Here is a 26,161-nt window from a genome sequence, read left to right as displayed (position 1 = left end):
GAGGCGATCATTCGGCACGCAAGGCCTGCATCGGCGGCACTCGCGCCGCGCGCCGCGCCGGTGCCAGCGCGGCGAGCAGGCCGGCCGCGGCCAGCACCAGCAGCACCGCGCCGATCGCCAGCGGGTCGGCCACGCGCACCTCGAACAAGTACCGCTGCAGCAGCCGCGACAGCGCCATCGCCACGCCCAGGCCCAGCAGCAGGCCCACGCCGATCTGCACGCCGGCCTCGCCCAGCACCTGCCGCCGCAGCCGCGCCGGCGGTGCGCCGAGCGCGGCGCGCACGCCGAACTCGTGCTGGCGCGCGGCCACCGCCACCGCCATCACCGCGTACAGCCCGACCGCCGCCAGCAGCAGCGCCAGCCCAGCGAACAGGCCGACCAGCAGCAGGTTGAGCTTCTGTTCGCCGGTGGTACTGGCGACGAGCGCCTGCATCGGCTGCAACTCGGCGATCGGCTGCTGCGGCGCCACTTCGTCGATCGCCGCGCGCAGCGCGCGCTCGTCGGCACCGAGTGCGCCGGCCCGCAGATGCACCGCATAGGTCAGCGCGCCGAAGCCGCGGATGATCTGCCACATCGGCTCGCTCATCTGTGCCAGCGGCTGGTACACGGTCGGCTCCGGTGGCTCGGCCGGGCTGGTGTGGCGCACGTCGCCAACCACGCCGACTACGCGCATCGACACGCGCTGATCGCCGCCGTCGTCGGGCAAGGTGACGATCTTGCCGAGCGCCTGTCCGTGCAGGTAGCGCGCAGCGAAGCTGGCGCTGACCACGCAGACCCGCTCGCCTCCGGCCACATCGCTGTCGGCGATCCCGCGCCCGGCCAGCAAGGGAATGCGGAAGACCTCCAGGAACTGCGGTGTGGCCAACCGGTACTGGCTGTCGACAGACGGCGCGCCATCGATCTCCACGCTCCAGCTCAACCGCGTCGCCGTCGGCGGATTGGTCGACACCCCCACGCGGTCGATGCCCCGCACCTGCTGCAACCGCGCGACGATGCGCCGGGTCTGCTCCACCGCAGCGGCCGCGGTGACGTAGCGCTCCTTCACCGGCGCCAGGGTGAACACCACCGCCGAGCGGCTCTCGAAGCCCATCGGCACCTCCGCCAGCTTCTGCAGGGTGCGGGTGAACAGGGCCGCGCCGATCAGCAGCACCACGGCGATGGCCACCTGCGCGATCACCAGGACACGGCCAAGGCGGCCGGCCTGCAGGCTCCAGCCGCCCCGCCCACCGCCAGCTAGTTCAGTCACCAGATTGCGGCGGCGGCCGCGGACGATGCCCAGCGCGGCGGCCAACAGCGCCGTTACGCCACCGGCGAGCAGCGCGAACAGCACACTGGCGCCGGTCAGGTGCGGGGCCTCGCCGCGCATCCACATCAGCGGCACCCAGCCGCCGAGCAGGCGCAGCCCCAGCCAGGCCAGGGCCAGTCCGGCAAGGCTGCCGAGCGCGCCGATCAGGACGCCTTCGGCCAATGCCGGCAGGCTCAAGCGCAGCCACGATGCGCCCAGCGCGGCACGCACCGCGCTGTCGTGGCTGCGCCCGAGCGCGCGCAACAACATCAGGCTGGTCAGGTTGATCGCGGCGATCAGCAGCACGCAGGCGGCCGCGGCGAAGAACAGCCACAGCGTGTTGCCGCTGTTGGCGTCATACAGGCTGTCCTGCAGCGGCAGCGCATTGGGCGGCCGTCGCTGCAGCGACGCCCACCACGACGCGTCCATGTGCGGGCTGTTGCGCAACAGGGCCTGGAGCGTCGTCGCGGTCTGCGCGGAAGCGGCGGCCACGCTGACGCCGGGGCGCAAGCGTGCCACCACGATCTCGTTGGTGGACAGGTTGGTCGCGGCCAGGTCCGGCTGCATGTTGCGGATCAGGTCGAACGGCTCGGGCCAGGGAAACTCCGCCGGCAGCACGCCGACGATCTGCACCGGCGTACCTTCCACCTGCAGGGTGCGTCCCACCGCAGACGGGTCGGCAGCGAAATAGCGTTGCCAGAAGCGATGGCTGAGGATCACCGCCTGCGGCCCGCCGGGCCGGCTTTCCTCGTCGTTGAAGTTGCGCCCGGCCGCCATCGGCAGGCCGAGCGTGCGCAGGACGCCGGCATCGGCACTGATCGACGCGACCACCTCGCTGGCAGCGCCGCGGGCGATGTTGGCCGGCACTGGGAACCCGCGCGCGATGCCGATCGACTGCAGGCTCGACATGCGCCGCAACACCGGGTAATAGCCGGGTGCAGCGACGTTGCGGCCAGGGTCGCTGGACAGGCCGAGGGTGACCAGCCGTTCCGGCTGCGGGAACGGCAGCGGCTTCAGCAAGGCCTGGTCGAGCAGTGCGAACACCGCGGTGGTGGTGGCCACGCCCAGCGCCAGGGTCAGCACCGCCAGCAGCAGATAGCCCGGCCTGCGCGCGAGCGTGCGCCAGGATTGCCGCATCTCGGCCCACTGCAGGGCGGCGCTCATCGTGCCTGCCCCGCGGCGCGCGCCGGCAACGCCACGTCCTGTTCGTGGCGCAACCGCTCGAAGGTGTCCTCGTCGACGATGCGGCCGTCGAGCATGTGCACGATGCGCTGCGCGCGCCGCGCGAACGCCGGATCGTGGGTGACCATGCACAAGGTGGTGCCGTGGTCGTGCAGTTGTTCGAGCAACTGCATCACCGCCTCGCCGTTGCGGCTGTCCAGGTTGCCGGTGGGTTCGTCGGCGAGCAGGATCGCCGGATTGCCGGCTAGCGCGCGCGCCACCGCCACGCGCTGCTGTTGGCCGCCGGACAACTGCCCCGGATAGTGCTTGTGGCGATGCTGCATGCCGACCAGCTCCAGCACCTCGCGCACGCGCTGGCGGATCTGGCTGCGCTGGGCGCCCTCGCGGTAGGTCAGCGGCAGCGCCACGTTCTCTTCCACGGTGAGGTCGGCGATCAGGTTGAAGGCCTGGAAGATGAAGCCGATCTCGGCGTTGCGGATGCGCGCGCGACCGACCGTGTCCAGCTCGGCGACGCTGCGGCCGTTGAGCCGGTAGGTGCCGCCGCTGGGTGCATCGAGCAGGCCCAGGATCGACAGCAGCGTCGACTTGCCGCAGCCGGACGGGCCAGTGATGGCGACGAAATCGCCAGGCGCCACGTCCAGTGCGATCTCGGCCAGGGCGCGGGTCTCCACTTCCTCGGTGTGGAACACCTTGCTGAGCCCGTGCAGGTGGATCAGCGGCGCGGCGGATGGTGCGGATAGTGCAGTCATGCGGGATCTCTCCTGGTGAGGCTAGCGTAAGCGCAAGGTGGCGTCGGCATTCCACTGGCTGGTGTCGGACAGCACGACGCGATCGCCGGCGCGCAGGCCGGCGCGCACTTCGATGCGGTCACTGGAGGCGGCGCCGAAGCGCACGCGGATGCGCTGTGCGGTCTGGCCGCCGTCGCCCAGCACGAACAGGCTGCCGGCGGTGTTGGGCACGGCCAGCGCCGGGCGCGGAATGCTGATCACGTCGTGCAGCGTGCCGAGCACGATGCGTCCATCCACCGACAGGTCCGGGCGCACGCCGGGCGGCAGCGGCGGCGTCAGCCGTACGTCGACCACCACGCTGCCGCTGCGCACTGCCGGATCGATCCGCGCCACCTGCCCGCGGATCACGCCGTTGTGCGTATCCACGACGACCGGCAAGCCATCGATCACGTCCTTGGCCAGGACTTCGGGCACCTGCAGGCGTGCCAGCAGGTCGTCCGGGCGCGCCACCCGTGCCAGCTTGGCGCCGGCCTCGACGCGCTGGCCGGGTTCCACGTCCACCTGCTGCAGGATGCCGTCGCTGCCGGCGCGCACCTGCAGCGAGGCGGCCTGTTCCGCCGCGATGGCCAGGGCGCTGGCGGCCTGCGCACGCCGTGCCTGCGCGGCGCGCAATTGCGCCGCCATGTTCTGCCGGAACGCGGCGACGCGCTTGCGTTCGATGTCGGCACGGCTGCGTTGCTGCGCCTCGACGATCTGGCTCTGGGTGAGGTCGATCGCCGAGATCGCGCCGCCGTCGTGGCCGCGCCGGTAGGCCTTGGCCTTGATCTGCGCGATCTGCAATTCGGACTCGGCCTGCGCCTGCAGCGCCTGCTGGTCCAGCAGCTGCGAGGCCAGTGCGGCGTGCAGTGCGGCCAGGTCGGCATCGGCAGCGACCAGCGCGGCGCGGGCGCGGTCCAGGCCGGCTTCCAGTTCAGGATTGGCCAGTTGCAGCAGCGGCGTCTCGGCCTGCACGCGCGCGCCGGCCTCGACCAGTTGCTGCTGCACCGTGGCCGGAGCGCCGGCGGTGATCCAGCGGATCTGCCGCGGCACCAGCACGCCGTTGGCGCGGACCTCGCGGCGCATCTCGCCGCGCGTGGCCGCATCGATCCACACTTCGCTGCGCGCCACCCGCGGCGCGGCGCGGCCGCTGCCGAGCAGCGCCACGCCCAGCAGCACCACGCCGATGGTGGCCGCCACCAGCCAGCGGCGGCGGTGGCGCCAGAACGCACGGTTCGGTGATTTCGCGATATCCATGCCTGCTGTACAGCAGGTGGCATGCCAATCCCCGAACCGCGCTAACCCATTGAATCAGCTGCGCCGCGACCGCGACGCGCGCGGTCGCCGCGTCCGCAAGCGGTCGCGCACCGACCGATTACGGACAGTGGCGCGACCAGGCGAAGGTCAGGGCTTTTCCAGCGACGCGCGATAGCGCAGCAACGCTTCCGGTTCGTCGGTCTGGAATGCGCCGATGCCGGCGCGATACAGCCGCCCCCACACCGCGTCCGGATCGCGCACCGCATCGGCATCGCCGCCGACGTCGGCGACGAAGCCGTCCCACAGCGTATTGACCAGCAACCGCACGTGCCGCTGCTTGGCCAGGGCCGCCACCGCCGGCAACTGCGCAAGGCGCATCCGCGGCAGTTCGATCGCCACCGGCCGCACCTTGCCGTCGGTCTGGGTGCGCACGGTCTGCACCAGGTCGTCGGTGCCCGGCGGGTTCAGCAGCACCGGGGTGAAGTTGATCCGGTCGAACGGCGGCATCGACGCCAGGTCCTGGCTGGCGACGCCGACCTCGGTCTTGACCACCACCTGCCGCTCCATGCCGGCGCGGCGTACCGCGTCGACCACTTCGGCGTAGATCGGCGCCTTGACGTCGAGGTTGAGCATGATCCGGCCCTTGGCCGCGGCCAGCATCTGCTGCAGGGTCAGCGGATGCTGGTCGGTGAGCGGCGCGTCGGCGCCGCCCTCGTCGTCGCGCAGGCGCAGCCGCGCCAGTTGCGGCCAGGTCAGTTCGGCGACCTTGCCGGTGCCGTCGGTGGTGCGGTCGACGGTGGCGTCATGGAACATCACCAGGGTGCCGTCGCCAGCGCGGCGGATGTCGGTTTCGAGCATGTCCACGCCCAGCGCCACGCAGCGCTCCAGGCCCAGCAGCGAGTTCTCCGGTGCGTGCCCGGCGAAGCCGTGCGCGGGCGCGGGGTTGTGGCAACCGCGGTGGGCGACGACGAAGATGCCGCCGTCGGGATTGGCCAGGCGCGCCTGGATCGGGGCGATGGCGGCCACGGCCGGGGCCGTGGCGGTCAGCAGCGTGGCAATGACCGCGCCGCGCGAGAAAAGCAGGTTCATGGAAGGTCTCCGGCAACGGTCACAGCGACGGGGTGAAGCGCAGGCCGAGCCAGTAGGTGGTCGGCATCGAATAACTGTCTTTCAGCAGGTTCTCGCCGGGGCCGGTGAAGCTGGTGAGGCGGCTGTGGGTGACATTGCTGATCTGGCCGACCACGCTGAGCTGCTTGCTCACCGCCCAGGTCGCCGACAGGTCCAGCTGCGAGCGCGGCGCCCAGTACAGATCCTGCCAGGCGATGTTGCTGACGATGGCGCGCAGCGCCTTGCCCTGGCGGTTGTAGGCCGCGCGCAGTTCCACGCCGCCGACCGTGTAGAACAGCGAGGCGTTGGCGGTGTAGTCCGGCTGCCCGACCAGGCGATCGACGGTGCGCTGGCTCTGCACCAGGTTGGGCGCGCTGCCGCTGGTGAACGGCACGTCCATGCCGCCATCGAGCAGGGCCAGGTTGGCGCTGGCGCCCAGGCCGGACAGCGCCGGCACGCCCGGGAACAAGGTGTTGAACACCGCGCTCAGTTCCAGGCCGCGCACGTGCGCCTTGGCGGCGTTGGCCGGGGTGCTGATCAGCACGTTGGAATAGGTGGTGCCGTTGAAGCTGAACTGGTCGGTGCGCGAGAGGGTGAAGATCTCGTCCTGGATGCGCTTGTCGAACAGCGCCGCGGCGAGCATGCCGTCGAAGTCGTCGGGCAGGCGCCATTCCAGCGACAGGTCCAGGTTGGTGGACACGCGCGGCTTGATGTCGGGGTTGCCGATGGTGACGGTCACGCCCTGCGCGTTGGGATTGCCCATGTCGCTGCTGTTGACGAAGCTGATCGAGGTGCGCGCGGCATAGGCGTCGTACGGCGGGCGGCCGAGCGTGCGGCTGGCGCCGGCGCGCAGGTCGAGGCGATCGTTGACGTGGTAGGTCATCACCGCCGACGGCAGCACCTTGGCATAGCGCGACTCGGTCGGCGCATCGACGTAGACGTAGCTGCCGGTGGCCGCGTCCAGTTGCCGCTGGCGGCCGACCGTGGACTGGTCGGTATGGTCGTAGTGCAGGCCGGCTTCCACATCGAAATCGTCGGCGCGATAGCCGACCAGGCCGTAGGCACCGAAGATTTCTTCGCGGTGGCTGAAGTTGTCCTGGTTGCTGAAGGCGCTCTGGTCGGTGCGGTTGAACGCGCTCAGCGGGGTGGCGCTGAGGATCTGGTTGGCCTTGTCCGGATCGATCGCGATCAGGTTCAGGCCCAGGTAGCGCATCGGCGCGTTGGACGGCGCCAGCACGTCGGCGATCTTCAGCGGCGGGGCGCTGCGGTTGGGCTGGTATTCGACGCGGTAGATGTCGAAGCCGGGTTCGTCGCGGGTGTAGCTCAGGCCGCTGCCGAAGCCGAAGCCGCGGTCCATCTCGCCGCGGTTGAAGGCGTAGTCCAGGCGCCCGGTGAGCACCTTGTCGCGCGCATTGCGCTGGTAGTCCGGGCGCCAGTACAGCAGGCTGTAGTTGTCGTAGTTGTAGTACGACTGCGCCGACATCGGGAAGCGCTGGTTGAGTGCGGAGGTGTCGTAGTTGAAGCCATAGGCCGCCGTCGGCACCACGGTGACGCCGGCGCCGGTCTGCCCGGTGGGCACCGCCGCCGGGCGCTGCGCGCCGGTGACGTACTTGATCATCTTGATCGGTTCGGCATAGGTGGCATCGGACCAGGACGCGCGCGCCGACAGCACCTGCCGGTCGTCCGGGCGCCATTCGAAGCCGGTCTGGCCGAGCTTGGTGCGGGTGGTGGTGATCTGGTTGGAGTAGCCCACTTCCACGTCGCCGACCGGGTACGTGCCGCTGGTGGCGGTCTGGTTGTAGACGCGGTTGCGGTTGCGCGGATCGAGGATGATCTCGTTGCGCTCCATGTTGTCGCGGAAGTAGTAGTAGCCGGCCATCGCGTAGGCCTGCAGGGACTCGCTCAACCGCGCTTCGAACTTGCCGGTGAGGCCGTAGCGGTCGCGCTTGTCCATCACGTACCAGTACTTGTCCTGCTGCGGCACGGCCCAGCCGTTGCCCAGGTTGGTGCCGCTCTGCAGGGTGCCGGTGCTGTCGTAGAACCCGTAGTGCACCGTGTCGGTGGTCATGTGGGTTTCGGTGTAGCTGCTCAGCGTCTGGTAGTTGCCGGACAGGGTCAGGCCGTACTGGCCTTCGCTGCCGAAGGTGCGGCTGCCGGTGGCGAGCAGGCGGTAGCCCGGGTCGTCCTGGTCGCGCGGCTTGCCGACGTCGTTGGCATGGCCCAGCGAGGCCTCGGCGGTGAAGAACGGCTTGCCGCCGTTCTCGAACGCGCTGCGGGTCTTGAGGTTGATCGCACCGCCGGTGGCGTTCGGGTCCAGGTCCGGGGTGAAGGTCTTGATGACCTGCAGTTCGCTGACCATCGAGGCCGGCAGGATGTCCAGGCGCACGCCGCGGGTGATCGAGCCGAGCGTGCCGTTGGGCGTGCCCGGCGAGGCCACGGTCAGGCCATCGATGGTGACGTTGTTGTAGGACGGACCGAGGCCGCGCAGCACCGGGGTGGCGGCTTCGTCGCGCGGATGTTCGTTGTCGGTGGCCGGCAGCACCGACAGGCCGGGGATGCGGCGCAGCGCCTCGACGATGGTGGTGTCGGGCAGCGCACGCACGTCGGTGGAGCTGACCACGTCGGTGATGTTGGTGGCCGCGCGCTTGCTCTCGATCGCGGCGGCATTGGCCTTGCGCACGCCGGTGACCATCACGCTGGACAGCGTCGTGGTGCCGTCGGCGCTGGCGGCGGCGCTGGGCGCGGTGTCGGGCGTGGAGGTAGGTGCGGTGTCGCCGACGGCCGGCGCAGTGGCCACGACGGCGCTGGCGTCGGCGGCGACCGTCGCGGTGGTGGAGGCGGCGTCCTGCGCCAGCGCGGCCTGGCAGCTGGCGGCAAGCGCGCAGACGATCAGCGCGCGGCGCCGATGGGTGAGTGGTTGCATGGCGATGTCCCCTGGTTGACCGAATTAAGTAACTTAAAGTTCGTTATTTAATCCCAGGGATATGACGCTGCGATGGCGGCGTGAGGAAAGCGCGAAGACACGGCGGCACGGCCCAGCCTGACTCGGCTCGGGCAGCGGGTCACTCGCGATGGCATAGCTGTGCGGACGCCGCGCCCTTGCCGCGTTCGATGCCGTCGTGTGCGCTGCAGCGGCCGCCCGGCCGCCGTCCCTCAGGCGACGTCAGCCGACGCAGCGCGATGCACCTGCACCGCCTGCGCGGCGAACGCGGCAAGCACACCATCCGGGGCGTCGTGCTCCACCACCAGCCGGTCGATCGCCTCCACGCCGACCACGCGGTGCGCGGCCAGGGTGCCGAGCTTGTCGCTGGTCACCACCGCCACGGTCTCGGCGCTGGCCTCGACCATCGCCCGCTTGAACAGGCTTTCCTCGTCGTCCACGCCCCACAGGCCGCGCTCGGGGTCGATCGCGCAGGCGCCGGGAAAGCACAGGTCGGCGCGCAGTTGCCGCACTTGCTGCAGCGCCTGGGCGCCCACCGCCGCGCCGCTGCGCGGATCCAGGCGGCCGCCGATCAGCAGGATCTCGATGCCCTCGCGACGCAGCAGGATCTGCGCGATGTCCGGCGCATTGGTCACCACGCTCAGCCCCTGCCGCGCCGGCAGCGCAGCGGCGATGGCGCTGTTGGTGGAACCGGCATCGATCAACAGCCGCTGCCCGGGCTTGACCAGCGCGACCGCGGCCAACGCCAGCGCACGCTTGCGCTCGGCATGCTCGGCCTGGCGCTGCGGCAGCGGCGCGAAGGTCGGCGTGGGCAGCAGCGCGCCGCCGTAGACGCGCCGGCACAGCCCCTGCGCGGCGAGTTCGCGCAGGTCGCGGCGGATCGAATCCTCGGACACCGCGAAGCGCTCGGCCAGTTCCGCGGCCACCACCCGGCCGTGTTCGCGCAGGCGCTGCAGGATCGCCTGCTGCCGCTCCTGCGGCAGCGTGTCGCGCTCGCCGCTCATGGCGCCGCGGCGTCGGTGCGCGGCGGCAGCAGGCCGAGCGCGACCAACTCCTCGCGCAGCGCGGCGGCGTCGCGGAACTGCAGCGCGTGCATGCCGGTGGCGGCCGCGGCGTGCACGTTGCGCGGCGCGTCGTCGATGAATACCGCCCGCGCCGGGTCGATCGCGTAGCGTTCGCACAGCAGCGCGAAGATCGCCGGGTCCGGCTTGACCAGGCGCTCCTCGCCCGACACCAGCACGCCCTCGAACCACTGCAGGAACGGAAAGCGTTCGCGCGCGATCGGGAAGGTTTCGTGCGACCAGTTGGTCAACGCGTACAGCCGCACGCCCTGCCCGCGCAGTTCGTCCAGCACCGCCACCGTGGCGTCCAGCGCGCCGCCCAGCATCTCCGGCCAGCGTGCGTGGTAGGCGGCGATCATCGGCGCATGCGCCGGATGCAGCGCGCTCAGTTCGGCCACCGCCTCCTGCCACGGCCGCCCGGCGTCCTGGCGCTCGTTCCACTGCGGGCTGCACACCTCGCGCAGGAAGGCTTCCATCGCCGCCTCCTCGTCGAACAGTTGGCGATACAGATGGCGCGGATTCCAGTCGATCAGGACGCCGCCGAGATCGAACACCACGGTGTCCAGGCGAGGCGAGGCGGAGGGATCGGACGACGGCATGGCAGGCTCCAGCAGACGAGAGTGGGGGATCAGCGACGGACCAGGCGCGCGCCGACGGCGACCAGCAACAACAGCGCCGCCACCGCGGCCAGCGCCAGCGGCAGGCCGATGGCGCTGGCCAGGAACCCGATCAGCGCCGGTCCGGCGAGCAGGCCGGTATACCCGAGCGTGGTCAAGGTCGCCAGCGCCAGCGCGGGCGAAGTACCGGGCATGCGCCCGGCGGCGCCGAACATCACCGGCACCAGGTTGGACGCGCCCAGGCCGACCAGCACGCAGCCGAGCAGGCCGCTGCCCGGCAAGGTGCCGAGGCTGGCCAGCGCCAGCCCGGCCGCGGCCAGCACCGCGCCGAGGGCGACGGTGCGCACCGGCCCCAGCCAGGCCACCAGGCGGTCGCCGCCGAGCCGGCCCAGCGCCATCGCCACCGAGAACGCGGCATAGCCCATGCCCGCCGCGCTGGGCGCCAGGCCGTGATGCTCGCGCAGCAGCACCGCGCTCCAGTCGAGCATGGCGCCCTCGGCCAGCAGGCAGACGAAGCACAGCGCGCCCAGCAGCAGCACCGGCCCCTGCGGCAGGCGCAGCGGCACCGCTTCGCTGGTGGACGCCGCGTGCCGCAGCAAGCCGCCGCGCTGCCACAGCAGCACGCCCAGCAGCAGCACGGCGACCAGCAGGGCACCGGCCAACAGCGGCAGGCCGGCACCGAGCAAGGCGCTCATGCCGGCCGCGCCGATCAGCCCGCCGACGCTGAACAGGCCGTGGAAGCCGGACATCGCCGCCTTCTGCAGGCGCCGCTCCACCTCCACCGCATGCGCGTTCATCGACACGTCGAGCGCGCCCAGCGCCGCGCTGAAATACAGCAGCGCCGCGACCAGCCACGGCACGCTGGGCGCCAGCGCCAACGCCGGCAATGCCAGGCACAGCGCCAGTGCGCTGGCGACGATGACCGTACGCGCGCCCAGGCGGTGGCTGAGCAGCCCGCCCAGCGGCATCGCCAGCACCGAGCCGGCGCCGAAGGCCAGCAGCACCATGCCCAGCCGCGCATCGTCCAGCGCGAAGCGCGCCTTCACGTACGGGACCATCGGCGCCCAGGCGGCCATGGCCATGCCTGAGAGCAGGAACATGCCGCGGGTGGCGGCGACGGCGCGGGAGACGGTGGGCGCAGAGGTTGGCGCGGAAGCTGGAGGCGAGGCGGACGGCATGCGGGGGGACCTGCGATCAGATGCGAGCCCAGCTTAGACGAACGTGCATAATCGTGCAAAAACGTGCATTCATCGACGTCGGGGTATGCGGCGGTCATTCGGTCTCTGAGCAGCGGCCGGCGCGATTCCGCCTGGGAGTTAGCGCTGCGGCGACGCAGGCGCTGGCCGCAAACGACGACAGGACCCTGCTGGGTCCTGTCTTGGGTGCTGCGAAGTGTGGGGGCGTCTGCAGCGCGGTTGGGCGCGGGGGGCTTTGGTGCATTGGTGGCGGTCGTACCCTCACCGCCGCCCCCTCTCCCGCAGGGAGAGGGGGGTGAGCGCGGTGGTTTCTGGTGCATTTCTGGCCGCCGTACCCTCACCCCTGCCCCTCTCCCGGAGGGAGAGGGGAGGTCTATCAGGGCTGCACGACGTTGATCGTACCGGGGTTGCTGCGCCCCACCCCGCGCAGGTCGGGGCGGTACATGTCCTCGACCAGCGACGGCGGCACCGTGTAGGTGCCCGGGGTCACCGCGCGCACCAGGTAGAACACCTGCGCCTTGCTGCCCGCCGACAGGCTCAGTGCGGCCACGTAGCGGTCGTCGCGGAACTCCTCGTGCTTGACGTCGGCGGCGTTGGAGCGGTCGCTGATCTCGATGCCGTCCACCACCACGTCGGCCCACTGCTTGGCGTCGCCCAGGTTGAAGTTCTCGATCTCCAGGCCGGCCGGCAGCAGGTCGGTCAGCAACGCGTCGGGCATGCTGGTGTCGGAGGTGATGGTGACGCGCACGATCAGCGCCTCGCCTTCCTTCAACGGCTGCGGCGTCCACGGCTTGCCGTCTGTGCCGTAGAAGCTGCGCTCCACCTTCAGCGTGCTGTCGTCCGCCGCCGGCGGGGTGCGCGGCACGCCGGCAATTTCCAGGCTGGCGTACAGCGGCGGCTGGCCCTGCGGCACGAAGTGCACGCCGCGCGCAAGTTCGGCCTCGCCGAACTGGCGGCCGAACGCCTTGGCCGGGGCGATCGCCTCGCTGCTGTCGCCGATGCTCAACTGCCCGGACACCTGCGCGGTCTGGCTGTTGAGCAAGGCCTTGCCCATGCGCGCCAGCGCCACCTGCTCCTGCGTGCTCAGCCACAGCCAGCCGCCGCGGCGGCGCGCGTCCAGCTCGCGGCCCAGCGCCATCACCCGCGCGTCGTACTCGGGCTTGGCCAGGCCGCGCTCGTGCAGCAGCGCGATCATCAGCGCATCGTCGCGGACCACGCTGCCGTAGTCGCCGAAGTAGCGCGGCCGGTCCGCGCTGTCCTTGGCGAAACCGGCGGCGATGGCCGCTTCGCCGCGCTTCCTGTCGCCCTGCAGCGACAGCGCCACGCCCAGGTGCACCAGCGACAGGCCGGTCAGCGCCTTGCCGCGGTCGTTGTCGTACAACGCGCGCAGCGTGCCCAGCGGCGCGCGGTTGACCCGCGCCAGCACGTAGCCGGACCAGGCCTGGTTGGCGAACTTCAGGTTCTCGCGGCGGTCCTGGCCGTAGAAGTTGTTGCCGCCGGACAGCAGGTCCTCGCTGAGCCGGTTCAACGCCTTCTGCAGCACGTTGTCGGGCACCGCGAAGCCGGCGTCCTTGGCGTCGAGCAGGAACTCGGCGATGTACGGGGTCAGCCCCGGATTGACGTAGCCGTCGTCGCCCCACATCGAGAAGTGGCCGCTGGAGACCTGCATCGAGGCCAGCCGCCCGAACGCGCCTTCCATGCGCGCGCGGCGCGTGGCCGCATCCAGGCCCTTGACCCCGAGCAGGCGCGCGGTGGCATCGTCGAGCAGCAGCGCGGCGTAGCCCTTGCTGGTGGTCTGCTCGGCGCACCCGTAGGGGTATTCCAGCGCGCCCTGCAGGGCGCTGGCGAACGGGATCGGCGGCAAGGCGCTGACCAGCATGCGCGCGTTGACCGAGCCGGCCATCAGGCCTTCGGCATCGCTGGCGCCCAGCGTCACCGGCGCCAACGGGTCGAGCACGCGGGTCTGCGCGCGCAGCACCGACGGCCACGCCGCGCGTACCGGCAGGTCGTAGCGGCGGTCGGCGGCATAGCCATTGCCTTCCACCCGCACCCGCACCTTGGCCACGGTGTAGCCCTCCTGCGCCACCAGCGGGAAGCTCAGCGTGGCCTTGCCGTCCTTGCCCAGCTTGGCGCTGCGCGCGTTGTCGGCGATCGCCAGCGGGCCTTCGCCATCCACCCGCACCTTGAACTCGCCCGGCTGGCCGGTGAAGTTCTGCACGTCCAGGGTCACCGTGCTGCGGTCGCCCGGCGCCATCACCCGCGGCATGCTGGCCTCGGCCACGATCGGCGCGCGCACCAGGGTCTCCACGTCGCGGTTGCCGTAGCGCTCGTCCGAATAGACCAGCGCCGACACGCGCAGGGTGCCGTTGAAGTCCGGCACCGGCAGTTGCACGCGGGCGTTGCCCTTGGCGTCGAGCTGCACCGGGCCGGAGAACAGGTCCACGGTCTGCACCCGCGCGGTCGGACGCTTGGCCTGCGGCAATGCCGCCAGCGCCATGTCGCCACCGAAGCGCAGCTTGCCGGTGCCGCCCTCGAAGCTCTCGATCACCCGGCCGTAGATGTCGTAGGCGTCCACGCCCAGGCGCCGCTGCGCGAAGAACTGCGCGTTGGCGTCGGGCACCGGGAAGCGGGTGATGTTGAGGATGCCCACGTCCACCGCGGAGATGGTCACGTGCGCCTGCTTGCCGGCCAACTCCGGCACGCTCACCGTCACCGGCAGCGGCTGCTCCGGGCGCATCTGCTTGGGCGCGACCAGGCCCACCGCCACGCGTCGGGCCTTGCGGTCCATCGGCACGTAGGCCACGCCGACCGCGCGCGCCGGGGTGATCTTGCTCGGCGCCGAGCCGCCGCGGAACACCAGCGCGGTGACGTAGACGTCGTGCCGCTCCCAGTCCTTGGTCACCGGGATCTCGAAGCGGCTGCCCGGCTTCACGTCGATGTCCTGCACGTACAGCATGCGGTCGCTCTCGACCATCAGCAGGCCGGGTCCGGCATGCGGCGGGGTCAGGGTGACCTTGAGCGTGTCGCCGGCCTTGTAGCCGGTCTTGTCCAGCGCCAGCTTGACCTTGTCCGGGCGCGCGTCGAGGCCGCGGTTGTCGTCGTTCCAGCTCCAGCCCGCATGGAACGGATAGCGCGTGGTCAGGCCGGTGGCCGGGTCGAACACGTCCACCCGGTACTCGCCCCACTCCACCGGGAAATCGAACTTGGCGGCGCTCGCGCCGGCATCGACGGTGAGCGTCTGCTTGTTCTCGAAGCGACGGGTGAAGTCGTAGTCCCAGCGGTTGTCGGTGAACGCCCAGTGGTAGTCGCGCAGCTCGCGCACCAGGGTCACCTTCAGGCCCTTGGCCGGCTGCGGCTTGCCCTGCGCATCCACCCGCATCAGTTCGAAGCGCGCATTGGCGTTGGCGTCGGCGCCGTCCTTGTCGTCGAACAGCGGGCGCACGCCGACCAGTGCCGGCGCCGGCCACAGCACGCGCTTGAGCGTGCGGGTGACGGTGCGGCCGCCGGTCTCGTACACGCTGGCCGAGACCAGCGCGGCGATGGTGCTGGTCGGCTTGGCCTCGTCGGGCAGCGCCAGGTCCTCGCTGAGCTTGCCGTCGGCGCCGAACTCGGTATCGACCACGTCCTTGGCTTCGCGCGGCAACTGCAGGGTCGGGTCGCCGAAGAAGTAGCCCGGCAGCGCCTCCACCGGATGCTGCTCGACCGCCACCGCCAGCTTGGCGGTGAAGCGATTGCCCGCGGCCGGGGCGCCGTACAGGTAGGCGGCGGTGGCCTGCAGCTTGAACGGCTCGCCCGGCTTGAGCGTCTTCTGCGCGCTGTCCAGGTCCAGCTTCATGCGCTCGGGCAGGAACTCCTCGATGCGCAGGGTCATGCCCTGCACCGCTTCCTTGCTGGTCGGGTCGGTGCGGAACTCCACCTGCCAGCGCCCGGTCGGCGCATCGGCGGGGATCAGTTGCTCGAAGCTGAAGTAGCCCTGCTCGCCCGGCTGCAGCCGGGTCTCGCGGAAGATCTTGCCGTCGGGCTGCTTGAGCCGCAGGAACACCGGCTGCGCGCCCTTGCCGGTGGTCGGCACCGGCTTGCCGTCGTTGTCGCGCAGCAGCGCCGACACCCGCACGGTCTCGCCGGGGCGGTACAGGTCGCGGCCGGACCAGGCGAACACGTCGAACCAGGCGTTCTCGCGCCCGGCCACCGCGAACTCGCTCAGATCCAGCGCCGGCTGGTTGAACGGCAGCATCGACAGGTCGGTGCCGCTGCGCGCCACCAGCACCTGGCCGGCGTCGAGCGTGTAGTTCAGCAGCGCATTGCCGTTGTCGTCGGTCTGGCCCTTCAGGAACAGCTCGCCGTCGGCGTTGAGCACGCGCAGCTCCACCTTCTTCAGCGGCTCGCCGCTCTGCAGCGAGGCGGTGTGGACGAACAGCTTGTCCTTGTAGGCGCGTGCGTGCAGGCCGATGTCGCTGACGGTGAAGAAGGCGGTGTCGTACTCGTTGTCGAACTTGCCGGGGCGGCGCAGCACCGCGAAGTACAGGCCCGGCGCCTGCAGTTCCTTGATCTCCTGGATCGGCAGGTAGGTCAGCGCGCGCTCGTTCTTGTCGCCGCCGAGCACGAAGCGGTTGGTATAGACCGAGTCGGCCAGTTGCGAGATCGGGGTGTGGTCGCCGTAGTCGCTGTCCAGCTCCCAGGTGCCGCGGCGGCCGCCGCGCTGGTACTGGGCGAAGAACGCCGGCAGCGCGCTGTCCTTGACCCGCATGAACTCCACGTCCACTTCCGGCACGTTGAGCGAGACCACCGGCAGGCCGCGGCTCTCGCGCGCCGGCAGCACGCTGCCCTGCGAGGCGAAGCCGACCGCCGGGGTCAGTTCGCCGGTGTAGACCTTCTGCTTGAGCGGCTTGCCCAGGCGGCTGCCGTCGGCGGCCAGCAGGTCGGCCGAGATCACCACGGTGTAGTCCTTGGCCGCTTCCACGTAGGGGTAGCGCAGGGTCTTGCCATCGTCGGACAGCGACCAGGCGCTCTCGTCGGTGCCGACCTTCTCCTCGAAGCGCAGCAGCTTGTCGAAATCCTGGGTGCCGACCAGCGGCCGCGAGAACTCCAGCGCCAGCGACAGCCCGTCGCCCTTCTGGTCGGGATAGGCGCGGACCAGGCCGAAGCCCTTCATCGCTTCCTTCTGCCCCTTCACCGGCTCGCCGCTGGCCTCGGGCAACTGCCCGGATTCGTTGCGCTTGCAGCCGCCCAGCGCCAGCGCCAGGCCCAGCAGCAAGAACGTCCCCATCAACCCCGCGCGCAGGCCCGCCCAGCGCCGCTTCGAATCCGTGTGCATGCGTTCGCTCCGTGAATGTGGCGCGAGTATAAAGCGCCGGCGCGACGGTCAGGAGGGGCGACGGTGCACCATCCGTCGGCGTGTGTGCGGCAGGCCGCCGTCGGCGCGGACGTCCCTCCCGCCACGGCACCACCGATCGCCATGGAGCCCCTGTAGGAGCGGCTTCAGCCGCGACCGGCGTTCCCGGGAAAGCCCGTCGCGGCTGAAGCCGCTCCTACCCCCTGGATGAGTATCCGCGCACCCTCGCTTCGAGGTCATGTAGGAGGGACTTCGGTCGAGACGCGACGGCGCTGGGTGTACCGATGGCTCCACGCGTCGGGACTGAAGTCCCTCCCACAGGGGAGCCAATCCGATCGCCCATGCCGACAGCACCCACGACACGCGTCCTATGTGGGAGGGACTTCAGTCCCGACTGCAGAGCAACAGATCGGCCAGCGACTCCGCTCGTCGCAACGACACGTCAGCGCAGCACCCGCTGCATGTACAGCGCGATCAGCCGCGATCGGTCCAGCGCCAGGCACACCTGCGCGTTGGCCGCAGCCCCCGACGCGTCTGCCGTCGGCGTCTCGCGGGTATAGCCCTTGTCGTCGACCACGATGCGCAGCGGCACGGTCGGGCACAGGCCCGGGTCGAGCAACTGCGCCACCGGCACCACGTCGAACAGGGTCGGGGTGGCGCTGGCCCAGGGCTGATCCGTATCGCGCCACTGGTAGTAGAGCTGCGCCAGCGCGTCGGTCAGCGGCTCGCCATGGGCGAACAGCGCCACCCGCTCCGGCTCCTCCAGGGTCACCTGGGTGGCGTCCAGCGGCAGCATCACGATCGGCACGCCGGCACCGAACACGCGCTGCGCGGCGGGGATGTCGGCGGCGATGTTGTACTCGGCCGCCGGCGGATTCGGCGAGCGGTAGCGCGACTTGCCGTAGCCCACGCGCACCGAACCACCCATCAGCACCACCTGCTTGAGCTGCGCGAAACCGGCCGGGTCGCGCTGCTGCGCGCGCGCCGCGTCGGTCAGTGGGCCGAGCACCAGCAGGGTGACTTCGCCGGGATGGCGCCGCGCCTGGTCCAGGATGAACTGCGCCGCATCCGGCGCTTTGCTGGGCAGCGTACCCTTCGCCGCCCAGCGCGCCTGGCTGAAGGGAATCGTGCTGTCGGTGCGCTGGCCGATCGCCAGCGGGATGTCGCTGCGACCGGCCTGCTGCAGCAGCCGCTGCAGCAGTTGCGCGCGCAGGCTGGTGTCGCCCCAGGCCGAGGCGATGCCCAGCACCTGCAGCTCCGGGCTGCGCAACAGCAGCGCCAGCGCGAATGCATCGTCGATGTCGTCGCCGACGTCGGTGGACACCACCACCTTCTGCACCGGTGCGCTCGTCGTTGGCGCTGGCGCCGCCACCGCATCGGCCGCCCAGGTGGCCGCGATCAGCAGCGCCGACGCCGCCCATTGCTTCAGCACGCGCATGCGCGTCTCCCAAAAAAGAACCGCCGGCATGATAGCCGGCGGTCGGTGTTGCAACGGCGAGGCCGCCGATCAGAAGTTGGCGCGGAACTGCGCGCCGACGATGCGCGGATCGTTGATGAAGCCGGTGAGGTTGTTGAAGTCGATCGCACCGGTGGCGCGGATCTGGTTGGTGCAGTTGCGGCAGAACACCGAGACCTCGTACGCGCCGGCGCCCCAGTTGTAGCCGATCTTGGCACCGCCCTCCAGCAGCGGCTGGCCGACGAACTCGCGCGAGTCGTACAGGAAGAAGTTGATCTCGCTGCGGTAGGACCAGTCGGTGAAGAAGAAGAACTCGGCGTCGTCGCCGACCGGGATGCCGTAGCGCAGGGTCGCGTTGCCCATCCACTTGGCCGCCTGCGGCAGCACGTTGCCGTCGATCAGGGCGCGGCCGGAGGCATTGATCGGATCGGTCACGGTGCAGGTGCGGCACACGCCGACCGACAGGGTCGGGTCCTCGATGCGGGTCCAGTTGTAGGCGCCGCCCAGGGTCATGCGCAGGTTCTGGGTCAGCAGCGCTTCGAAGTCGAACTCGGCGCCGCGCGCCTTGGAGGCCTTGGCGTTGAGCAGGCGCACGTCGTTGGAGGCGCCGCCGACCGCGGTCAGCTGCTGGTTCTTCACCTTGAAGTCGTAGACGTCGAAGCTCAGGCGCGCGCGCTTGTCGAACAGGTCGGACTTGATGCCGATCTCGTACGAATCCACGGTCTCCGGCGCGGCCACGGTCAGCGGCGCGGTGGCCGACGGCACGCCGAAGCTGGCGCCGCGGAAACCGCGGGCGGCGCGCGCATAGACGTTGACGTCGTCGTTGATGGTGTAGGTGGCGCTGAGGTCGCCGGTGACCTTGGAGTTGTCGGTGCTGCCGCTGGAGGGCTGCTGCAGGGTCACGCGGTCCAGCGCGAGCACGTCGAAGGTCTTCTTGTCGTAGGTGTAGCGGATGCCGGCGCGCAGGTCCAGGCGCTCGGTGGCCGCATAGTTCAGCGAGCCGAACGCCGCCCACGAGGTGTTGCGCTGGCGGGTCAGCTGGTAGCTGGCCAGGGTGCCGCCGGCCAGGGTGTTGTAGGTGTAGTTCTCGCCTTCCACCGAATCGTTGAAGTAGTACAGGCCGGCCTGCCAGTTCAGCGGCCCGGCGTACTGCGACTCGGCGCGCAGCTCCTGCGAATACTGGTCCAGGTTCTTGATGCCGCCGGCGGTCTCCACCGGGAACGGGATCACCCCGGGGCCGGACGGCGGCGCGAACACCGCGCCGTAGCCGCCGTCGATGTCGCCGCGGCTGTAGTACTTGCCGATGCCCTCGTAGCCGGTGATCGAGTGCAGCACGATGTCGCCCAGGTCCCAGGTCAGGTTGGCGCTACCGCCGTAGGTCTGCAGTTCCTGGGTGTTCTTGCCGTCGATGGACACCTTGTCCGGGTCGAAGCCGGCGACCAGCTGGTTGGTGCCCGGCTGGAAGATGTTGGCGCGGAACAGCCGCGCGGTGCCGTCGAGGTGGCGCGCGTGCGCGTTGAACAGCGCGCTGAAGTCCTCGCCCGGCTGGAACAGCACCTGCAGGCGCACCGCCGAATCCATGTAGCCTTCGAAGGAGCGGTTGTCGACGGTGTTGTCGACCCAGTCGCCGCGGCGCTGGCCCAGCGCCGACAGGCGCGCGGCCCACTTGTCGCCCATCGCCACGCTCAGGCCGGTTTCCATGGTCATGGTGCCGTAGGTGCCGTAGGACAGGCTGGCGTAGCCGTCGTTGGCGCCGATGGTCGGCTTGACCGAGTTGAACTTGACCACGCCGGCGGGGGTGTTGCGGCCGAACAGCGTGCCCTGCGGGCCGCGCAGCACTTCCAGGCTCTGCAGGTCGAAGATCGGGAAGCCCTTCAGGAACGCGTTCTCGGCGACCACGTCGTCATAGATCAGCGACACCGGCTGCGAGGCGTAGGTGTTGAAGTCGGTATTGCCGTAGCCGCGGATGTAGAAGCGCGGGAACACGCGGCCGTTGGACGACTCGACGTTGAGGCTGGGCGCCTTGCCGGCCAGCACGCGCACGTCCGAGCCGCTGGTGGCGATGGCGTCCAGGTATTCCGGGCGCAGCACGCTGGCCGACACCGGCACGTCCTTGGAGTCCTCGGCGCGGCGCTCGGCGGTGACCTTGATCGTGTCCAGACGGGCGACCCCGTCGGTGCTGTCCGCCTGCTGGGCGGCGGCGGGGAACGAAAGCGCGGAAACGACGGCAACGGCAAGCGCACTGGCGCGCAGCGACCAACTGGCAGACATGGGAACTCCGGGATGGGTGGGCGTAATCGGGAGCGCGCCGAGTCCTTGCCGCGCCGCAGCATAATTAACACAAAATATACAACCTGCGGCGGCCGGCGTCACCTGGGGGGGCCGGGATTTGGGATTGGGGAGTCGGGATTGGCAAACGCGGGGGCTGACGGCGGCTCGCCTGCCGGCCCGGGCCGGCTTCCGTTCTCGCATGGCCACAGCCGCTTTTGGTCGCGTCGGGACTGAAGTCCCTCCCACAAGGACAGGCACAGCGCGCGGTCGCCGGTCGCCGGTCGCCGGTGGCCGTGGCCGTGACGCTGGCGGCAGAGCGCGGAACCGCCGAGATGCCCTGTGGGAGGGACTTCAGTCCCGACGCGCGAAGCCCTCAGGCTCCAGACCGCTTTGGCGCACCGGTGGCAGCAACACGCCGCGACGACGCTCGATCCATGGCACACCGCTTTTCCAAACGCCCACGCCAAACCGCACGTTCGTCGCACTCGGCCGAAAGGCAAGCAGCGCAGACGGCCATCCCGCTGCCGCAAGCCCACCCAGGCCGCACGAAATCGCATCGCAAGCCGCGCGCCGCTTCACACGGCGACCGCTGCCGACGTCTGAAGAGCGCGCATCCGCGCTGCCTTGGAGAGACCCGATGTTCACACCCCGATCCCTGTCCCTCGTCGCCGTGCTCTGCGCGACGCTGCTCACCTGTTCCGCCCAGGCCAAGACCTGCACCGCGGTCGACAACATCGTGGCCAGCACCGCGTCGGACACCGCCAATCGCGACGCTGGCGGCACTGGCGGGCATGTCGGCCTGCACATGCAGAACGCCACGACGCCGCTGCCGCCCGGCGGCGCGCAGAGTCAGCTCGGGAAATCGGCGTTCGCCAACTGGGCGACGTTCCAGGGCGCCTTCAGCAAGTGGGCAGCCGCCACGACCGGCAAGCACGTCGACTGCGGCACCAGTGGCGGTGCGAAGGACATCGTCGATGCGGCCAGCGTCGGCATCACCGCGGGATGGGCCTGCACCTCCGCGGACGGGGACGGCATCTGCACCAACTGGCGCAAATTCAAGCCGGTGAAGGTCTGCTTCTGGTACGCCAATTCGAGGACCACGAACGGCAAGTGGCTGCTCAACACGGCCTACCCGTCGCTCAACGAGGACTGCAGTTGAGCGGCCCCATCAGCATTGGCGGTGCCGTGCGGAGCTGTGCCTGCGCACGGCCTGCCAGCTCAGCCCGCCGGCGTCTCCGGCACCCGCACCCAGCCTTCCATCAGCACGCGCGCGCTGCGGCTCATCAAGGCCTTGGTGACGGTCCACTGGCCGTCCACCTGGCGCGCCTCGGCGCCGACCCGCAAGGTGCCCGAGGGGTGACCGAAGCGCACCGCGGTGCGTTCGCCGCCGCCGGCGGCACGGTTGACCAGGGTGCCGGGGATCGCCGCAGCGGTGCCGATCGCCACCGCCGCGGTGCCCATCATCGCGTGGTGCAGCTTGCCCATCGACATCGCCCGCACCAGCAGGTCGATGTCGGCAGCCGCCACCGGCTTGCCGCTGGAAGCGGTGTAATCGGCCGGCGGCGCGACGAAGGCGACCTTGGGCGTGTGCTGGCGCGTCGCCGCTTCGTCCAGGGTGGCGATCAGGCCCATGCGCAGCGCGCCGTACGCGCGGATGGTTTCGAAGCGTTGCAGCGCCTGCGCATCGCCGTTGATCGCGTCCTGCAGTTCGGTGCCCTGGTAACCCAGCGCCTGCGCCTCGAGGAAGATGGTGGGAATGCCGGCGTTGATCAGGGTCGCCTGGAAGCTGCCGACGCCCGGCACCTCCAGCGTGTCGACCAGGTGGCCGGTGGGGAACATGGCGCCGCCGGCGCCGTCCTCGTCGGCGGCCGGGTCGAGGAATTCCAGCGCGATCTCCGCCGCGGGGAAGGTCACCCCGTCCAGTTCGAAATCGCCGGTCTCCTGCACCGCGCCATCGGTGATCGGCACCTGCGCGACGATGGTCTTGCCGATGTTGGCCTGCCAGATCCGCACCGTAGCCACGCCATCGCGCGGAATCCGCGCCGGATCCACCAGCCCGGCAGCGATCGCGAACGGTCCCACGGCGGCCGACAGGTTGCCGCAGTTGCCGCTCCAGTCCACGAACGCACGCTCGATCGCCACCTGGCCGAACAGATAGTCCACGTCGTGGTCCGGGCGCGTGCTCGGCGCCACGATCACGGTCTTGCTGGTGCTGGAGGTGGCCCCGCCCATGCCATCGATCTGCTTGGCGTAGGGATCGGGGCTGCCGATCACCCGCTGCAGCAGCGCGTCGCGCGCCGGGCCCGGCGTCTGCGCCGCCGCGGGCAGGTCCTGCAGGCGGAAGAACACGCCCTTGGAGGTGCCGCCGCGCATGTAGGTGGCGGGGATGCGGAGTTGCGGAGCGTGGGCCATGGCGGTTCCGGGTACGTACGAAAATGAAGAGACGGCGGATCAGGGCGAATCGGGAATCTCGGGCTCGACCAGTTGCGTCAGCAGGGCCAGCGACTCCTGCCAGCCGAGGTGGCAGAACTCCACCGGGATCTGTGGCGGGATGCCCTCCTGCACGATTTCCAGCGCGGTGCCGCAGGCCACCGGCCGCAGCCGCACGGTCACGATCATCTCGCCGGGCAGGTCCGGGTTGTCGAAGCGGTCGGTATGGCGGATCAGCTGGCCGGGCACCAGTTCCAGATAGGTGCCGCCGAAGGCGCTGCTGGTGCCGGTGCCGAGGTTGGTGAAGCTCATCCGGTAGCTGCCGCCCACCCGCGCGTCCAGCGCGTGCACGGTGGCGACGAAGCCATGCGGCGGCAGCCATTTGACCAGCGCCGCCGGCTCCAGGAAGGCGCGATAGACGCGCTCGGCCGGCGCGCGCAGCACGCGATGCAAGTGGACGGTCCCGGTGGTGGTGGCGGACGTGCTCATGGCGGTCTCCTCAGCGGTGGCGGGCGCGGCCAGCATGGCACGCGCCCGATGACAGCGGCAGTCGGCTTAGGCGCTGCGGGCGTCCTCGAGGAAATCCTGGGCGAAGCGCTGCAGCACGCCGCCGGCTTCGTAGATGGACACTTCCTCGTTGCTGTCCAGGCGGCACAGCACCGGCACCTCCACCACGTCGCCGTCCTTGCGCACGATGCGCAGGGTCAGCGTGGCGCCCGGGGTGCGCGCGCCGACCACGTCGAAGGTTTCGCTGCCGTCGATGCCCAGGGTCGTGCGTGTGGTGCCCGGCAGGAACTGCAGCGGCAGCACGCCCATGCCGATCAGGTTGGTGCGGTGGATGCGCTCGAAGCCTTCGGCGACGATCGCCTCGACCCCGGCCAGGCGTACGCCCTTGGCCGCCCAGTCGCGCGAGGAGCCCTGGCCGTAGTCGGCGCCGGCGATCACGATCAGCGGCTGCTTGCGCGTCATGTAGGTCTCGATCGCTTCCCACATGCGCAGCACCTGCCCGTCCGGCTCCAGCCGGGTCAGCGAGCCCTGCTGCACCTTGCCGTCGACCACCGCCATTTCGTTGATGAGCTTCGGGTTGGCGAAGGTGGCGCGCTGCGCGGTGAGGTGGTCGCCGCGATGGGTGGCGTAGGAATTGAAGTCCTCCTCCGGCACGCCCATGTGCGCCAGGTATTCGCCGGCGGCGCTGTCGGCCAGGATCGCGTTGGACGGCGACAGGTGGTCGGTGGTGATGTTGTCGCCGAGCACCGCCAGCGCGCGCATGCCGCGCAGCGTGCGCGCGCCGGCCAGCGCGCCTTCCCAGTACGGCGGGCGGCGGATGTAGGTGCTGCGCGGGCGCCAGGCGTACAGCGGCGCCACCGGCGCGCCCTGCTCCACGCGCACGTTGAACATCGGCGCATAGACGCGGCGGAACTGCTCCGGCTTCACCGCGGCGCGCACCGCCGCATCGATCTCGGCGTCGCTGGGCCAGATGTCCTTCAGCCGCACCGCGCGTCCGTCGGCATCGGTGCCCAGCACGTCCTTCTCGATGTCGAAGCGCACCGTGCCGGCGATGGCGTAGGCGATCACCAACGGCGGCGAGGCCAGGAACGCCTGCTTGGCGTAGGGATGGATGCGCCCGTCGAAGTTGCGGTTGCCCGACAGCACCGCGGTGGCGTACAGGTCGCGCTCCACGATCTCCTGTTGGATGCGCGGATCCAGCGCGCCGCTCATGCCGTTGCAGGTGGTGCAGGCGAAGGCGACGATGCCGAAGCCCAGCGCCTCCAGGTCCGGCAGCAGGCCGGCCTCTTCCAGGTACAGCTGCACCGCCTTGGATCCGGGCGCCAGCGAGGTTTTCACCCACGGTTTGCGGGCCAGGCCGCGCGCGCGCGCATTGCGCGCCAGCAGGCCGGCGGCGATGACGTTGCGCGGGTTGGAGGTGTTGGTGCAACTGGTGATGGCGGCGATGATCACCGCGCCGTCGGGCATGCGCCCCTGCGCCTGCTCGGCCTGCCCGGCGGCCAGCTTGGCCGGGTCGGCGATGCCGCGCGCGGCCAGCTCGGTGGTCGCCACGCGCTTGTGCGGATTGCTCGGGCCGGCCATGTTACGCACCACCTGCGACAGGTCGAAGCGCAGCACGCGCTCGTACTGCGCGGTGGCCAGCGCATCGGCCCACAGCCCGGTGGTGCGCGCGTACTGCTCCACCAGCGCCACCTGCGTTTCCTCGCGCCCGGTCAGGCGCAGGTAGTCCAGGGTCTGCTGGTCGATGTAGAACATCGCCGCGGTGGCGCCGTATTCCGGGCACATGTTGGAGATGGTGGCGCGGTCGCCGATGGTCAGCGCGGCGGCGCCTTCGCCGAAGAACTCCAGGTACGCGCCGACCACACGCTCCTGGCGCAGGAACTCGGTCAGCGCCAGCACCACGTCGGTGGCAGTGATGCCGGGCTGCGGCCGGCCGCTCAGCTCCACGCCGACGATGTCCGGCAGGCGCATCCACGAGGCGCGGCCGAGCATCACGCTCTCCGCTTCCAGCCCGCCGACACCGATCGCGATCACGCCCAGCGCGTCCACATGCGGGGTGTGGCTGTCGGTGCCCACGCAGGTATCGGGGAAGGCGACGCCGTCGTGCACGTAGATCACCGGCGACATCTTCTCCAGGTTGATCTGGTGCATGATGCCGTTGCCCGGCGGGATCACGTCCACGTTGCGGAACGCGCGCTTGCTCCAGTCGATGAAGTGGAAGCGATCCTCGTTGCGGCGATCCTCGATCGCGCGGTTCTTGGCGAAGGCCTGCGGATCGTCGCCGCCGCACTCCACCGCCAGCGAGTGATCGACGATCAACTGCACCGGCACCACCGGATTGACCTTGGCCGGATCGCCGCCCTGCTCGGCGATGGCGTCGCGCAGTCCCGCCAGGTCGACCAGCGCGGTCTGGCCGAGGATGTCGTGGCACACCACCCGCGCCGGAAACCACGGGAAATCCAGGTCGCGGCGGCGCTCGATCAACTGCAGCAAAGCAGCGTGCAGCAGATCCGGATCGCAGCGGCGCACCAGGTTCTCGGCGAATACGCGCGCCACATAGGGTAGGCCGGCATAGGCGCCCGGGCTGATCGCATCGACCGCGGCGCGCGCATCGAAGTAGTCCAGCGCGGTGCCGGGCAGGGATTTACGGTAGTGGCTGTTCATGGCTGGCTACAGTTAAAAAAGCGAAGACGTATCCCTTCTCCCATCGGGAGAAGGTGCCCCGAAGGGGCGGATGAGGGTACGGGCGAAGCCT

Annotated in this window: 15 protein-coding genes; 1 reads left to right on the top strand and 14 read right to left on the bottom strand. The window is 70.4% G+C overall.

The genetic code is table 11. The features are described 5' to 3' along the window. Positions 1-7 precede the first annotated feature (7 nt). The 11 genes from AC1PK7_RS05040 to AC1PK7_RS04990 form a co-directional block, all read right to left on the bottom strand. A complete protein-coding gene (locus AC1PK7_RS05040; protein ID WP_481100053.1) occupies positions 8-2,449 on the bottom strand; it encodes an ADOP family duplicated permease in 2,442 nt (813 codons plus the stop codon). Then, positions 2,446-3,216 (bottom strand): ABC transporter ATP-binding protein, encoded by a 771-nt coding sequence (locus AC1PK7_RS05035; RefSeq protein WP_481100052.1) that lies wholly within the window; start codon positions 3,214-3,216, stop codon positions 2,446-2,448. Before AC1PK7_RS05035 ends, AC1PK7_RS05040 begins: the two co-directional genes overlap by 4 nt. Before the next feature lie 21 nt (positions 3,217-3,237). Beyond that, positions 3,238-4,488: an efflux RND transporter periplasmic adaptor subunit gene (locus AC1PK7_RS05030; protein ID WP_481100051.1), complete on the bottom strand. Its 1,251-nt coding sequence runs from the start codon at positions 4,486-4,488 to the stop codon at positions 3,238-3,240. A 147-nt stretch (positions 4,489-4,635) separates the two neighbouring features. Continuing rightward, complete coding sequence (locus tag AC1PK7_RS05025) at positions 4,636-5,577, bottom strand: glycerophosphodiester phosphodiesterase family protein (protein ID WP_481100050.1); 942 nt, start codon at positions 5,575-5,577, stop codon at positions 4,636-4,638. 19 nt (positions 5,578-5,596) lie between these two features. Then, positions 5,597-8,518 carry a TonB-dependent receptor gene (locus AC1PK7_RS05020; protein ID WP_481100049.1) on the bottom strand — a complete coding sequence of 974 codons (2,922 nt, stop codon included), beginning with the start codon at positions 8,516-8,518 and terminating at the stop codon, positions 5,597-5,599. 230 nt (positions 8,519-8,748) lie between these two features. Then, complete coding sequence (locus AC1PK7_RS05015; RefSeq protein ID WP_481100048.1) at positions 8,749-9,540, bottom strand: DeoR/GlpR family DNA-binding transcription regulator; 792 nt, start codon at positions 9,538-9,540, stop codon at positions 8,749-8,751. Beyond that, complete coding sequence (locus AC1PK7_RS05010; protein WP_481100047.1) at positions 9,537-10,196, bottom strand: HAD family hydrolase; 660 nt, start codon at positions 10,194-10,196, stop codon at positions 9,537-9,539. The genes AC1PK7_RS05015 and AC1PK7_RS05010 overlap by 4 nt, the downstream gene beginning before the upstream one ends. A 29-nt stretch (positions 10,197-10,225) precedes the next feature. Next, entirely contained in the window at positions 10,226-11,314 is a 1,089-nt protein-coding gene (locus tag AC1PK7_RS05005; protein WP_481100046.1) for an MFS transporter, read from the bottom strand. A 472-nt stretch (positions 11,315-11,786) separates the two neighbouring features. Then, a complete protein-coding gene (locus AC1PK7_RS05000) occupies positions 11,787-16,676 on the bottom strand; it encodes an alpha-2-macroglobulin family protein (RefSeq protein WP_481100838.1) in 4,890 nt (1,629 codons plus the stop codon). A 508-nt stretch (positions 16,677-17,184) separates the two neighbouring features. Further along, positions 17,185-18,174, bottom strand: a complete 990-nt coding sequence (locus AC1PK7_RS04995) for a nucleoside hydrolase (protein WP_481100837.1) — start codon at positions 18,172-18,174, stop codon at positions 17,185-17,187. 75 nt (positions 18,175-18,249) lie between these two features. Continuing rightward, positions 18,250-20,469 (bottom strand): TonB-dependent receptor, encoded by a 2,220-nt coding sequence (locus AC1PK7_RS04990; protein ID WP_481100045.1) that lies wholly within the window; start codon positions 20,467-20,469, stop codon positions 18,250-18,252. Positions 20,470-21,106: 637 nt separating this feature from the next. Between AC1PK7_RS04990 and AC1PK7_RS04985 the strand changes: the two genes are divergently transcribed. Next, complete coding sequence (locus AC1PK7_RS04985; protein WP_481100044.1) at positions 21,107-21,628, top strand: hypothetical protein; 522 nt, start codon at positions 21,107-21,109, stop codon at positions 21,626-21,628. A gap of 59 nt (positions 21,629-21,687) precedes the next feature. On the opposite strand, the gene prpF is transcribed toward AC1PK7_RS04985, so the two are convergent. The 3 genes from prpF to acnD are packed head-to-tail and all read right to left on the bottom strand — an operon-like array spanning position 21,688 to position 26,070. Beyond that, positions 21,688-22,881, bottom strand: coding sequence for a 2-methylaconitate cis-trans isomerase PrpF (gene prpF / locus AC1PK7_RS04980; protein ID WP_481100043.1), 1,194 nt, complete (start codon positions 22,879-22,881; stop codon positions 21,688-21,690). Positions 22,882-22,920: 39 nt separating this feature from the next. Continuing rightward, positions 22,921-23,424: an SRPBCC family protein gene (locus AC1PK7_RS04975; RefSeq protein WP_481100042.1), complete on the bottom strand. Its 504-nt coding sequence runs from the start codon at positions 23,422-23,424 to the stop codon at positions 22,921-22,923. Positions 23,425-23,454: 30 nt separating this feature from the next. Beyond that, positions 23,455-26,070 carry a Fe/S-dependent 2-methylisocitrate dehydratase AcnD gene (gene acnD / locus AC1PK7_RS04970; RefSeq protein ID WP_481100041.1) on the bottom strand — a complete coding sequence of 872 codons (2,616 nt, stop codon included), beginning with the start codon at positions 26,068-26,070 and terminating at the stop codon, positions 23,455-23,457. Positions 26,071-26,161 lie beyond the last annotated feature (91 nt).

Source organism: Xanthomonas sp. NCPPB 3174 (assembly GCF_056725205.1).
Note: the sequence above shows the minus strand (reverse complement) of the source record. Positions and strands in the feature narration are given on the sequence as shown.